At 68.6% G+C, this 13260-nt stretch carries 10 protein-coding genes and 1 tRNA gene; 5 read left to right on the top strand and 6 right to left on the bottom strand.

Going from position 1 to position 13260, the window contains the following annotated elements:
- Positions 1-261: 261 nt before the first annotated feature.
- Together KUV62_RS05290 and KUV62_RS05285 are read left to right on the top strand one after the other, a co-directional pair.
- Entirely contained in the window at positions 262-1671 is a 1410-nt protein-coding gene (locus KUV62_RS05290; RefSeq protein ID WP_261395328.1) for a mechanosensitive ion channel family protein, read from the top strand.
- A 62-nt stretch (positions 1672-1733) separates the two neighbouring features.
- Positions 1734-2912, top strand: coding sequence for an acetyl-CoA C-acyltransferase family protein (locus KUV62_RS05285; RefSeq protein ID WP_222602634.1), 1179 nt, complete (start codon positions 1734-1736; stop codon positions 2910-2912).
- Positions 2913-2931: 19 nt separating this feature from the next.
- Here the strand turns inward: KUV62_RS05285 and KUV62_RS05280 are convergent, their stop codons facing one another.
- The 3 genes from KUV62_RS05280 to ybaK all read right to left on the bottom strand — a co-directional run bounded on the left by KUV62_RS05280 (position 2932) and on the right by ybaK (position 6874).
- Positions 2932-4140: a lytic murein transglycosylase gene (locus KUV62_RS05280; protein ID WP_222602968.1), complete on the bottom strand. Its 1209-nt coding sequence runs from the start codon at positions 4138-4140 to the stop codon at positions 2932-2934.
- A 115-nt stretch (positions 4141-4255) separates the two neighbouring features.
- Entirely contained in the window at positions 4256-6298 is a 2043-nt protein-coding gene (locus KUV62_RS05275; RefSeq protein WP_222602633.1) for an ATP-dependent helicase, read from the bottom strand.
- Positions 6299-6400: 102 nt separating this feature from the next.
- Positions 6401-6874: a Cys-tRNA(Pro) deacylase gene (gene ybaK / locus KUV62_RS05270; protein ID WP_222602632.1), complete on the bottom strand. Its 474-nt coding sequence runs from the start codon at positions 6872-6874 to the stop codon at positions 6401-6403.
- A 135-nt stretch (positions 6875-7009) separates the two neighbouring features.
- Here ybaK and ggt point away from each other — a divergent pair, with 135 nt between their 5' ends.
- A complete protein-coding gene (gene ggt, locus KUV62_RS05265) occupies positions 7010-8800 on the top strand; it encodes a gamma-glutamyltransferase (RefSeq protein WP_222602631.1) in 1791 nt (596 codons plus the stop codon).
- A 13-nt stretch (positions 8801-8813) separates the two neighbouring features.
- Here ggt and KUV62_RS05260 read toward each other — a convergent pair whose 3' ends face one another.
- Positions 8814-9296 carry a flavodoxin family protein gene (locus KUV62_RS05260; RefSeq protein ID WP_222602630.1) on the bottom strand — a complete coding sequence of 161 codons (483 nt, stop codon included), beginning with the start codon at positions 9294-9296 and terminating at the stop codon, positions 8814-8816.
- A gap of 96 nt (positions 9297-9392) precedes the next feature.
- Between KUV62_RS05260 and KUV62_RS05255 the strand changes: the two genes are divergently transcribed.
- Positions 9393-9466: transfer RNA gene (locus KUV62_RS05255), tRNA-Gly, on the top strand.
- A gap of 141 nt (positions 9467-9607) precedes the next feature.
- On the top strand, positions 9608-11407 hold the full coding sequence (locus KUV62_RS05250; protein WP_222602629.1) for an ABC transporter transmembrane domain-containing protein: 1800 nt from the start codon (positions 9608-9610) through the stop codon (positions 11405-11407).
- Positions 11408-11416: 9 nt separating this feature from the next.
- On the opposite strand, the gene KUV62_RS05245 is transcribed toward KUV62_RS05250, so the two are convergent.
- Together KUV62_RS05245 and KUV62_RS05240 are read right to left on the bottom strand one after the other, a co-directional pair.
- Positions 11417-12949, bottom strand: coding sequence for a cryptochrome/photolyase family protein (locus KUV62_RS05245; protein ID WP_222602628.1), 1533 nt, complete (start codon positions 12947-12949; stop codon positions 11417-11419).
- Positions 12946-13098 (bottom strand): DUF2256 domain-containing protein, encoded by a 153-nt coding sequence (locus tag KUV62_RS05240; RefSeq protein ID WP_222602627.1) that lies wholly within the window; start codon positions 13096-13098, stop codon positions 12946-12948. Before KUV62_RS05240 ends, KUV62_RS05245 begins: the two co-directional genes overlap by 4 nt.
- Between the last annotated feature and the right edge of the window lie 162 nt (positions 13099-13260).

Here is a 13260-nt window from a genome sequence, read left to right as displayed (position 1 = left end):
CGCAGGGCGCATCCCGTGCAGGGAACCGCCCGGCCCGCCCGCGCGTATGTCTGCGCAGCCACGGAGACACCGCCATGAAGGATCCTCTCAACGCTCTCACCCTGACGCTGATCGCGGCGCTCGGCATCCTCGCCCTGATGGCCGTGCCGCACGGCGATTCGAGCTCTGCCCTGACCCTGCTCGCCCAACGGTGAGCGCGAGACGCTTGCCCCGCAGCGCCGCCGGTGCAACTCTGTTTCCCGTGATGACGAGGTTCCAGAGATGATCCCGGCGCAGGTCGGGCAGGCCCCGCTCGATACCCTGCAAAGCACGGCGCTCGAGGCGCTGGCGCAGGCAGAGAGCTTTTTCACCACGTTCGTGCGGCCGTGGAATTTCTACCAGCTCGGCATCGCGCTGACGCTGTTCCTCATCGCCCATCTCATCGCGCAGATCGTGAGCCCGAGGATGCGCGAATGGATGCGCACCCGCGACGGCTGGCCCACGTGGCGCCTGCGCGTGCTGCTGGTGCTGCAGCGGCGATTGCGGATGATCTTCTTCGTGATCCTGATCTGGCACGTGGTCGGCATCATGCAGCAGGTCACCTGGCCGTCACGCTCCTATCTCCTGATTGTCATTGCAAAACTTGCCAGCGCCTGGCTCGGCATCGCGCTCGGCACGCGGCTGATCCGCAACCCGGCGGTGCGCAGCCTGCTGCGCTACGGGGCGTGGATCTGGGTGACGATCTGGATCCTCGGCCTCAGCGAGGAAACCGCCGCGGTGCTCGACAATGTCGCCATCGAGCTCGGCGAGAGCCGGCTCTCGGTCTGGCTGATCCTGCAGGGGCTGCTGGTGTTGGCGGTGCTGGTGGCGCTTGCGCGTTTCCTGTCGGGCACCAGTGCCGCGAGAATCCGGCGCAACAGCAACCTCAGCCCCTCGATGCAGGTGCTGGCGGTGAAATTCCTGCAGGTCTCGCTTTACGGCGCCGCGCTCTACATGGCGCTGAAGCTCGTTGGCGTGGATTTCACCGGGCTCGCCTTCCTCTCCGGCGCCATCGGCGTGGGCCTCGGCTTCGGGCTCCAGAAGGTCGTCTCCAACCTCGTCAGCGGCATCATCATCCTGCTCGACAAGTCGGTGAAACCCGGCGACGTGATCTCGCTGAACGACACGTTCGGCTGGATCAACGCGCTCGGCGCGCGCTACGTCTCGATCACCACGCGCGACGGCAAGGAATACCTGATTCCCAACGAGGACCTGATCACCGGACAGGTTGTGAACTGGTCACATTCCAACGATTTCGTCCGGCTCGACATCTTCTTCGGCACCTCCTACGGCGACGATCCCCACCTCGTGCGCAGGATCGCCGTAGAGGCGGCGCTCTCGGTCACCCGTGTGCTGAGCGACCGCCCGCCGGTCTGCCACATCGTCGGCTTCGGAGACAGCTCTGTCGATTACATCCTGCGCTTCTGGATCTCCGACCCGACCGGCGGCCTCACCAATATCCGGGGCAATGTCTACCTGGCACTCTGGGACGCGTTCAAGGAAAACGGCATCTCCATCCCCTTCCCGCAGCGCGAGGTGCGGGTGGTCAACGAGTCGCTGCCGCCGATCTCAGGCCCGCTTCCCTCCGAGGCGCCCTCCGGCCAGACCTCTTCCGCGCCGCCAAGCTCCGCCCCGCCGCGTGACGGGACGTAGCGGCTGACAAGGCCGCGGCGCCGGGCCATGCTCCGCGCAACCCGAGATCTGAGGAGGTCCCCATGTCAGACGATATCGTCATCCTGAGCGGCGCGCGCACCGCCATCGGCACCTTCGGCGGCGCCCTCGCCGGCGTGCCGCCGATCGAGCTTGGCACCACTGCGGCCAAGGCGGCGCTGGAGCGCGCCGGTGTCGAGGGCGACCAGATCGGCCACGTGGTCTTCGGCCACATCATCAACACCGAGCCGCGCGACATGTATCTCAGCCGTGTCGCCGCGATGCAGGCGGGCACGCCGGAGACCGTCCCGGCGATGAACGTCAACCGGCTCTGTGGCTCCGGCGTGCAGGCGATCATCTCGGCCACCCAGTCGCTGATGCTGGGCGATGCCGATTTCGCGCTGGCCGGCGGCGCCGAGTGCATGTCGCGCGCGCCCTTCATCAACCCCGACCAGCGCTGGGGCAAGAAGATGGGCGACATCCGCACCGTCGACATGATGATCGGCGCGCTGAACTGCCCCTTCGGCACCGGCCATATGGGCGTCACCGCCGAGAACGTGGCGCGCGAGCACGGCATCAGCCGCGAGGCGCAGGATGCCTTCGCCGCCGAGAGCCAGGCGCGCGCCGCCCGCGCCATCTCCGAAGGGCTCTTCAAGGAGCAGATCGTTCCCGTCGAGATCGCCTCGCGCAAGGGCACCGTGGTGTTCGACACCGACGAGCATCCCAAGGCGACCACCGCCGAGACCCTCGCCGGCCTGCGCCCCGCCTTCGAAAAGGACGGCACCGTGACCGCGGGCAATGCCAGCGGCATCAATGACGGCGCTGCGGCGCTGGTGCTGGCGCGCGCCTCCGCCGCCGAAGCCGCCGGGCTTACCCCGCGCGCCCGCATCCTCGGCTACGCCCATTCCGGCGTGCGCCCCGAGGTGATGGGCGTCGGGCCGATTCCGGCGGTTCGTGCGCTGCTCGAGCGCACCGGGCTGAGCGCCGCGGATTTCGACGTCATCGAATCGAACGAGGCCTTCGCGGCGCAGGCGCTGGCGGTGAACAACGAGCTGGGCCTCGATCCGGCCAAGGTGAACCCCAATGGCGGCGCCATTGCGCTTGGCCACCCGGTCGGCGCCACCGGCGCGATCATCACCGTCAAGGCGCTCTACGAGCTCGAGCGCATCGGCGGCAAGCGCGCCCTCGTCACCATGTGCATCGGCGGCGGTCAGGGCATCGCGCTGGCCATCGAGCGGCTCTGACCGCCGTGGCGCGGGCGGCTCAGCCGCCCAGCGCCGACGCCATCGCGCGCTCGGGGAAACAGGTGGTGGGGCGGCCATTGGCCTCCTGCCACCGCCCGATCGAGCGCCGGGTCTTGAAGCCCGGCAGGCCATCCGCCCCACCCACGTCATGGCCACGCGCCTCGAGCCCGCGCTGCATGGCGGCGATCTCCGAGCGGTAAAGCCGCCCCACGTCGCCCCAGCGCGCCTCGAAATCGCCCATACCGTACTGGATGCGATCGCCCACATGGCCAACGAAGAGCGCGTAGAGATCGCTCATATTGTAATCCTTCAGCACGTAGAAATTCGGCGTCACAATGAAGGCCGGCCCGTGCCGCCCCGCCGGCATCAACAGGAAGCCCTCGCCGCGCGCCTCGCTATCGGGAAAGGGCGTGCCCGAGACCCGGGTGATCCCCATCGCCGCCCAGTCCGAGATCCGGCGCCCCTGATCGGGGCCTTCCAGTGTGCAGGAGACCGACGCGGGCACCCGTACCTCGAAGCCCCAGTCGCGCCCCGCCTGCCAGCCGTGGCGTTCGAGATAGGTGCCGATCGAAGCTATGGTGTCGGCCTCGGAATTCCAGATATCGGCATGGCCGTCGCCATTGCCGTCGGCGGCGTAGTTCAGGAAGTTCGACGGCATGAATTGCGGCTGGCCCAGCGCCCCCGCCCAACTGCTCTTCATATTGCGCGGATTGACGTGTCCGGCCTCGGCGATGCGCAGCGCCGCCACCAACTCGTCGGTGAAATAGCCCGCGCGAGTGCTCATGAAGCCCTTGGTGCCGAGCACACGGAAGGCATCGTGGCGGATCGCCACCTGCCCGTAGCCGCTCTCGCGCCCCCAGACGCCGAGGATGATGCGCCCGGGCACGCCGGTGGCCCGCTCCACCGCCGCCAGCGATTGCGCGTGCTGCCGCGCCATGCGCCGCCCCACCGAGGTCGCCCCGTCGAGCGAGCCGCGCGAGAAATACTTGGCCGGCGCGCCGAATTCCGCCTGCCGCTGCTGCTTCGGAGTCTGCGCCTTTGCCCCCGGCGGCACCAGATCCGGCAGATCCCAGTCCAGCGCCACGCCCGCAAAAGCCGCCTCGAAGGTCCCGCGCGAGACCCCTTCGGCGCGGGCGCGCGGCCAGACCGTCTGCTCGAGCCAGCCGCGGAACTGGCGCTCGACCGCGGCACGGTCCTGCGCCATGGCGGGCGCGCCCAGAGCAAGCATCAGGGTCAGGGCAAGCAGGCGAAGGCAGTGGATCACGGGCGGAACTCCTGTCAGGGGATGGTCTCTGCCCCGCAGCCTACACCGAACCGCAGCGCCCGAAAGCGGAACCCGAGGCCTAGCCCCACATCTGGCGCATCTTCGCCGCCACGTCGATCTGCCCCGGCGCCGGGCGCGGCGCGCCCTGCCCGACCGGCGGCGCCCAGTGCAGGGTCTCGAACCGGTCGAGCATGGATTTCTCGATGAAGCGGGTGCGCATGGCATAGACATGCCGGTCGCCGTTGCGGGTCTGGCTGGTGACGTAGAAGCGCAGCGGCACACCCAGCGTCAGGTGGTCCTTGGCCCGCGTCATGGCGACGTAGAGCAGGCGCCGCTCCTCCTCCAACTCGTGGGTCGAGCCGGTGCCCAAATCGGAGGGGATGCAGCCATCGACCGCGTTGAGCAGGTAGACCGATTTCCATTCCTGCCCCTTGGCCGAGTGGATGGTCGACAGGATCAGGTAATCCTCGTCCTTCAGCGGCACGCCCGACTTATCGCTGGTGGCATCGGGCGGATCGAGCGTCAGCTCGGTCAGGAAGGCCTCGGCACTGGGGTAGCCGGTGGCGATCTGCTCGAGCTGCATGAGATCGGCCCGGCGCGCCTCGGCGTCCTCGTGCATGCGCTCGAGATGCGGCTCGTACCACGCCCGCGCATTGCCCAGCGCCGCCGGCCAATCGGCCTTGGCGCGCATCGCCTCGACGAAGCCCGGCCAATCGGCCCCCGCGCGCGGCGGCGGCGCCACGTCTTCCAGCGCGGCCAGCGGATCGGGCGCCAGATCGAGCGCGTCGAGCACCTGCCCCGCCGCCTTCGGCCCGATGCCCGGAATGAGCTGCAAGACCCGGAACCCTGCCACTCGGTCGCGCGGGTTGCGCACCAGCCGCAGGAAGGCCAGCAGGTCCTTCACATGGGCGCTGTCGAGGAACTTGAGCCCGCCGAACTTCACGTAGGGCACGTTGCGCCGGGTCAGCTCGGCCTCGAGCTGCACCGAGTGCGACGAGGTGCGGAACAGCACCGCCTGCTCCTTGAGCCTAGTGCCGGTCTCGCGGTCCTCGAGGATGCGGTCGACGAAATAGCGCGCCTGGTCGCCCTCGGTCGCCACCGTGACGAGGCGCGGCTTCTCGGCCGAGGCGCGCTCGGTCCAGAGATCCTTGGTGAAGCGCTCCTTCGCCTGCCCGATTACGGCGTTGGCGGCCGAAAGGATCGGCTGGGTGGAGCGATAGTTGCGATCCAGCGTGATGACATCCGCAGGCGGCTGGAAGCCGGCCGGGAAGTCGAGGATGTTGCGCACCGTGGCGGCGCGGAAGGCATAGATCGACTGCGCGTCGTCGCCCACCACGGTGAGGCCCTGCCCGTCAGGCTTCAGCGCCATCAGGATGCGCGCCTGCAGGCGGTTGGTGTCCTGGTACTCGTCGATCAGCACGTGATCCCAGGCGCCGCCGATATGGGCGGCAAAGCCCTCGTCCGACATCACCTGCGCCCAGGCGAGCAGCAGGTCATCGTAATCGAGCACGTTCTGCTCCTGCTTTGCGCCGACATAGGCGCCGAAGAGCTGCTTCAGCTCGGCCTGCCACGGGCTGCACCACGGGAAATGGTCGCGCAGCACCTCGTCGAGCGGATCGCCGGAATTGACCGCGCGGGAATAGATCGCGAGACAGGTGCCCTTGGCCGGGAAGCGCGCCTTGGCCTGCGAGAACCCCAGCCCGTTGCGGCAGAGGTTCATCAGGTCGGCGCTGTCCTCGCGGTCATGGATCGAGAACTCGGGATGCAGACCGATGGCCAGCGCGTGCTCGCGCAGGATGCGGGCGCCGATTCCGTGGAAGGTCCCGGCCCAGGTCAGCGCCTCGGCGGCGACACCGCTGCCCATCGCCTGCTCGGTGATCCGCGCCACCCGACGGGTGAGCTCGGTGGCGGCGCGGCGCGAGAAGGTCATCAGAAGGATGCGCTGCGGATCGGCGCCGTTGACCAGCAGATGCGCCACCCGGTGCGCCAGCGTGTTGGTCTTGCCCGAGCCCGCCCCGGCGATCACCAGAAGCGGCGGCGCCACGGCATCGCGGCCCACGCCGAACTCGACCGCGGCGCGCTGGTTGGGATTGAGTTTGTCGAGATAGCCTGCCTCTGCCATGCGCCTCTCCCCTCGGTGAGTCCCCCGGGCCCTTATGGTTTCGGGCGAGCATAGCCCGGCAGGAACATAAAGGGAACTTCAATGTCTCCCGCAGGCGCCGCCTCAGCGCGCGAAGCTGGCCTCGCGGCAGCCCAGCACCGAGACGAGGTCGCCGGGCGCGATCTCGATCTGCAGCCCGCGCCGCCCGCCGTTGACATGGATCGTGGCAAAGCGCCGCGCCGCCTGTTCGAGCACCACCGGCACCCGCTTGCGCTGACCAAGGGGGCTGACGCCGCCGACCTTGTAGCCGGTCATGCGCTCCGCCGCCTCGGGCTTCATCATACGGGCCGACTTACCGCCCATCGCGGCGGCCAGCGCCTTCATGTCGACCTCGGCATCGGAGGACAGGATCACGCAGAGCGGCGCGCCGTCGAGCTCGACCATCAGCGTCTTGAACACCCGCTCCGGCGCCACGCCCATGGCCTCGGCCGCCTGCAACCCGACACGCCCGGCGCCCGGGTCATAGTCATATTCCGCAAGTTCATACGCGATGCCCGCCTTGCTCAGCGCCTTTGTCGCCGGGGTGCCCTTGGCCATGCTCTGCCTCCTGCCGCTGCCCCGTTGAACCACGCCCGCGCGGCGGATGCCAGCCACCGAAGGGCGCAGCGAGTGACCGGCGGCCCTCGCGCTGCTAGGCTCGCCGCAAACCAATCGTCACAGGGAGAGACCGCCATGACCCGCTCCAGCCTGATGCTCGTGCTCGCGCTGAGCGCGACGCCATCGCTCGCGCAGGAGGCGGCCGACGCCGTCGCCCCCGAGGCAGCGACCGAGACCGCCGCCGCCTTCGCCGGGCTCTCCGACGCCGCCCGCGCGGCGCTCGACGCGAAAGCGGCGGGCACGCCCACTGAAGCGCAGGACTGGATGATCGCCGCGGCCAACCCTCTGGCGGTCGAGGCCGGCGCGCGGGTGCTGCGCGAGGGCGGCAGCGCCGCCGACGCCATGGTCGCGGTGCAGGCGGTGCTGGGGCTGGTCGAGCCGCAATCCTCCGGGCTTGGCGGCGGCGCCTTCCTCGTCTGGTACGATGGCGAGAGCGGCGCGCTGACCACGCTCGACGGCCGTGAGACCGCGCCTCTGGCCGCCGATCCGCGCCAGTTTCAGAACAAGTCTGGCGAGCCGCTGGGCTTCTTCGACGCCGTGGTCGGCGGGCTTTCAGTGGGCACGCCTGGAACGCCGAAGCTGATGGAGGAGGCGCATCGCCGCTGGGGCCGCGCCAACTGGCCGGGGCTCTTCGATGAGGCCATCGCGCTGGCGGAGGGCGGCTTTACCGTCTCGCCCCGGCTGGCCGAGCTGGTGGCGGGCGATGCCGAGCGGCTGCAACGCTTCCCCGACACCGCTGCCTATTTCTTCCCCGAGGGTCAGCCCATCGCCGCCGGCGACATGCTCACCAATGCCGACTACGCCGAGACCCTGCGGCGGATCGCTGAAGGCGGCGCACAGGCATTCTACACCGGCGCGATCGCCGAGGAGATCGTCGCCACCGTGCGCGAGGCTGACGACAATCCGGGCCGGCTCTCGACCGCCGATCTGGCGCTCTACCGGGTGAAGGAGCGCCCCGCCGTCTGCGCGACCTACCGCGCCCATGAGGTCTGCGGCATGGGCCCGCCCTCCTCGGGCGCGCTCACCGTGGGGCAGATCCTCGGCATGCTCGATAGCTACGACCTCGCCACGCTCGGCCCCGACAGCGCCGAGGCTTGGCGGCTGATCGGCGATGCCTCGCGACTCGCCTTCGCCGACCGTGGCCGCTACATGGCCGACACCGATTTCGTCCCCGTTCCGGTTAAGGGGCTGGTGGCGCCGGACTACCTCGCGTCCCGCGCCGAGTTGCTCGCGGGCGACGACGCGCTGCCCGAGGTGTCACCGGGCCAGCCCGAGTGGGACCACGCCCTGCGCCTCGCCGATGATGAAAGCATCGAGTTCCCCTCGACCTCGCATATCTCCATCGTCGATGCGGACGGCAACGCCCTGTCGATGACCACCACCATCGAGAACGGCTTCGGCTCGCGGCTGATGGCGGGCGGCTTCCTGCTCAACAACGAGCTGACGGATTTCTCCTTCCGCAGCCACGCCGACGGCGTGCCCATCGCCAACCGCATCGAGCCCGGCAAGCGCCCGCGCTCGTCGATGGCGCCGACCATCGTGATGTCCGAAGGCGCGCCCTCGCTGGTGATCGGCAGCCCCGGCGGCAGCCGCATCATCGGCTACGTGGCGCAGGCGATTATCGCCCATGTCGACTGGGGCATGGACGTGCAGGAGGCCGTCGCCATGCCGCATCTCGTCAACCGCTTCGGGGCCTACGATCTCGAGGAGGGCACGGAGGCCACCGCGCTCGAAGCGCCGCTGGTCGAACTGGGCTACGAGGTGACCCTGCGCGGGCTGAACTCGGGGCTGCACGCCATCGCCGTGGGCGAGACACTGCAAGGCGGGGCCGATCCGCGGCGCGAGGGCATCGCGCTCGGGGAGTGACGGCTCGACCGCGTCAGAACACCCCCATCGCCAGCCCTGCCGCCAGCGCCGCGCCGAGCTCGCGGCAGCGCTCGAGATCCGTCGCGGGTATCGTCTTCTCGGCGAGAATCGCCTCCGGGCTCTGCGCATGGGTGCAGATGATCAGCGGCGGCTGCACCTCGCGCAGCCGCCAGCCGGTTGCGATGCGGGCGGTCTGGCGCGCGGCGTTCTCGCCATCCGAGCCCGCGCAGACCATCTGGGCATAGGGCCGACCCTCGATCTGTCCGAGCACCGGGTAATAGCAGGTGTCGAAGAACTCCTTCATCTCGCCCGACAGCGCCGCGAGGTTCTCCGGCGCGCAGAACAGGTAGCCCCGCGCCCGCAAGAGATCCTCCGGCCCGGCCTCCTCGGCGGAGAGCAACCGCGTGGCGCATTCCTCCTGCGCCGCCGCAAACGCCGCCTCGGCCATCTGGCGGCTGCCGCCGGTGCGGCTGTGATAGACGATCAGCAATTCCATGCCGCCATCCTAGCTGGCGCGAGCGCCTGCGCAACGCCGCAGCCAACACCCGGCTTGACGCTCTCGCGCCCATGAAATATCCAGCCTCTCAGCCGAGCGGGCGTTGTGTAATGGTAAGACCCTTGCCTTCCAAGCAAGAGATACGGGTTCGATTCCCGTCGCCCGCTCCAGCCTCTCCCAGAACGCGAATTCCCGGCCCCATGCGGCTCGACGCCCGTAAATAAGTCGGATTTCCCACCGCCTGCGGCATTGCGCGGCTTGAATCCTGCGCCTTTCATGGCAAAACGGCCCGGCGCAGGACAGGAGGAGCAATGGCTCACGGTAACCCCGCATCCGCAGTCGCGGAGGAGCGAGACAAATCCCGCAAGCTCGGATCGCTAGCGGCGCTCTGGCCCTACATGGCGCCCTACAAGGCGCTGATCGTCGCCGCCACGCTGGCGCTCATCGCCACCGCCACGGTGTCGCTGACGCTGCCGATGGCCGTCCGCCGCGTGATCGACAATTTCAACGCGCAGGACGGCGCGCTGCTCGACCGCTACTTCCTCGCAGCCCTCGGTTTCGCCGGGCTGCTCGCCATCGGCACCGCCGCGCGCTACGCGCTGGTGACGCGGCTGGGCGAGCGCGTGGTGGCCGACATCCGCAAGGCGGTGTTCGACCGGGTGATCGGCCTCTCGCCGGTGTTCTACGAGCGCATCATGACCGGCGAGGTTCTGAGCCGGATCACCACCGACACCACGCTGATCCTGTCGGTGATCGGCTCCTCGGTCTCGATCGCGCTGCGCAACATGCTGATCTTCGTGGGCGGGCTGGCGCTGATGCTGCTGACCTCGGCCAAGCTCACCGCGCTGGTCCTGCTCTTGGTGCCCATCGTCATCGTGCCGATCCTCACGCTGGGGCGGCGCCTGCGTAAGCTCAGCCGCGAGAACCAGGACTGGATCGCCGCCTCCTCCGGCAACGCCGCCGAGGCGCTGCAGGCGGTGCAGACGGTGCAATCCTTCACCCACGAAGCGATCTCGCGCGGGGCCTTTGCCGAGGTCACCGAAAAGAGCTTCGACGCCGCCCGCCGCCGGGTCTGGGTGCGTGCGCTGATGACCGCCATCGTGATCTTCCTCGTCTTCACCGGCATCGTCGGCGTGCTCTGGATGGGCGCGTGGGACGTGCGCGCCGGCAACATGAGCCCGGGCGCGCTGGTGCAGTTCGTGATCTACTCGGTGATGGTCGCCGGCGCCGTGGCGGCGCTGTCGGAGATCTTCGGCGAGCTGCAGCGCGCCGCCGGCGCCACCGAGCGCCTCGTCGAGCTCTTGCACACCGAGGACGCGATCACCGATCCGGCCCGGCCCGCCACCCTGCCCGCCCCGGTGCGCGGCGAGATCGGCTTCGAGCACGTGCAGTTCTCCTACCCGTCGCGCCCCGACGTCTCGGCGCTGGCCGATCTCGACCTGACCATCCGTCCCGGCGAAACCGTGGCGCTGGTCGGGCCCTCGGGCGCCGGCAAGACCACCATCGTACAGCTGATCCAGCGCTTCTACGATCCCGATGCAGGCCGGGTGACGCTCGATGGCGTGGCGCTCGACACCCTGTCGCGCGATGCCTTCCGCAAGCACATCGCGCTGGTGCCACAGGATCCGGTGATCTTCGCCGCCTCGGCGCGCGAGAACATCCGCTTCGGCCGGCCCGACGCCACCGACGCCGAGATCGAGGAGGCCGCCAAGGCCGCCGCCGCACATGGCTTCGTCTCGGCGCTGCCCGAGGGCTATGACACCTATCTGGGAGAGCGCGGCGTGATGCTCTCGGGCGGCCAGAAGCAGCGCATCGCCATCGCCCGCGCCATCCTGCGCGATGCGCCGGTGCTGCTGCTCGACGAAGCCACCTCGGCGCTCGACGCGGAAAGCGAGCGCGCCGTGCAGGCCGCCGTGGACCGTCTGGCCGAGGGCCGCACCACGATCATCGTGGCGCACCGCCTTGCCACGGTGAAGAAGGCCGACCGCATCATCGTCATGGATCAGGGCCGCGTGGTGGCGCAGGGCAGCCACGACGCGCTGGTGGCCGAGGACGGGCTCTACGCCCGGCTGGCAAGGCTGCAGTTCACCGACGGCATCGCGGCGGAGTAGGCACGGCCCTCAGGGCCAGTCGCCGCCATCGAGAAAGGCCTTGGCCGAGCGCGTGATCTCCTCGCGCTCGGCCTCGCTTTTCTTGCGCAGGCTTCCATAGATCAGCCCCATGCGGTGATTGTCCCCGAGCTTGTCCTCGTTCTCGATCAGGAAATTCCAGTAGAGATAGTTGAACGGGCAGGCCTCCTTGCCGGTCTTCTGCTTGAGGCTGTAGTCGCAATTCTTGCAGTAGTCTGACATGCGGTTGATGTATGCGCCCGAGGCGGCATAGGGCTTCGAGCCCAGCCGGCCTCCGTCGGCGTGCATCACCATGCCATGCACGTTGGGCAACTCGACCCACTCGAAGGCATCGGCATAGACCTCGAGATACCATTGCTCGATCTGGCGCGGCTCGACGCCCGCCAGCAGGGCGAAATTGCCGGTCACCATCAGGCGCTGGATGTGATGGGCATAGGCGTTGCGCCGGGTGGCGCCGATGCACTCCGACATGCAGCGCATCTTGGTTTCCGCCCCCCAGTACATCTCGGGCAGGTCGCGCCTGGCGCTGAGGTAATTGCTCTCCACGTAATCCGGCATCTCGGTCCAGTAGATACCGCGCACGAACTCGCGCCAGCCGAGGATCTGCCGAACGAAGCCTTCGACCGCGTTGAGCGGCGCCTCACCATCGGCATAGGCCTGCACGGCCTTGTCGCAGACTTCCCGAGCGGTCAGCAGGCCGATGTTGAGATAGGGCGAGATCAGCCCGTGGAAGAGGTAATCCTCACCGGTCTTCATGGCGTCTTGGTAATCGCCGAAGGTCGGCAGGCAGTCCTTCAGGAAATGCCGCAGAGCGCGCAGCGCCTCCTCTCGGGTGACGGCCCAGCCGAAGCCTTCGAGATCGCCGAAGTGGTTGTCGAAGCGGGCAGAGACCAGCTCCAGCACCTCCTCGGTGATCTCATCGGGGTGAAAGCGCATCCGGTGCGGCGTCTCGAGCCCCTTGGGCAGCGATTTTCGGTTCTCCTCGTCGAAGTTCCACGCCCCGCCCGCCGGCTCGCCCTCCTTCATCAGCAGGCCGGTCCGGCGGCGCATCTCGCGGTAGAAATACTCCATCCGACCGGTCTTGTTGTCGTCGACCAGCTTGGCGAAATCGTCACGCGAACAGTAGAAGCGGTCGTCTTCGCGGATCTCCACCGGCAGGTCGAGATCGCTTTCCCAGTCGCGCATCATCTCCCAGACGCGCCACTCGCCGGGCTCGGTGGCGACGATGCGCTTGGGCTTGTGGCGCTTCACCGCGCGCTCGAGCTCGCCCGAGAAGCTGTGGCTGTTCTTGTCGTCATCGAGCCTGACGTAATCGACCGTGACGCCCTTCTCGCGCAGCTCTTCCGCGAAGTGGCGCATGGCCGAGAGGATCAGCGCGATCTTCTGCGGGTGGTGGCGGACATAGCTGGTCTCGTCGCCGACCTCGACCATCAGCACCACGTCCTTCTCGGCATCGAGATCCGAAAGCGTGGACAGCGAACGGGTCAGCTGGTCGCCCAGCACGAAGCGCAGCGTCTCGGTCATGCGCCGGCCCTCGCCTCGCTGCGGCAGCGGTCGGAGCAGTATTTCACCGCGCCCCAGTCACGCGCCCATTTGCGCCGCCACACGAAGGGGCGCCCGCAATGGGCGCAGAGCTTCTGCGGCAGATCGGCCTTCTTGCGCATCTTCGCCATGCGCTCAGCCCCCCGATACGGCCGAACCGCCCGTGGCCGCCCCATTAGGCGCAAGACCGTTCCGGATCGCAAAACTGGTCATGTCATCCTCCCGTTCGAGATCGTTGCCGCGGCAGGCCCCGGACTTCGCCGCAAGGCGCAACTTTTCGCTCGCGCGACTCG

The organism is Salipiger bermudensis (assembly GCF_019801965.1).
GTDB lineage: Bacteria > Pseudomonadota > Alphaproteobacteria > Rhodobacterales > Rhodobacteraceae > Salipiger > Salipiger bermudensis_A.
Note: the sequence above shows the minus strand (reverse complement) of the source record. Positions and strands in the feature narration are given on the sequence as shown.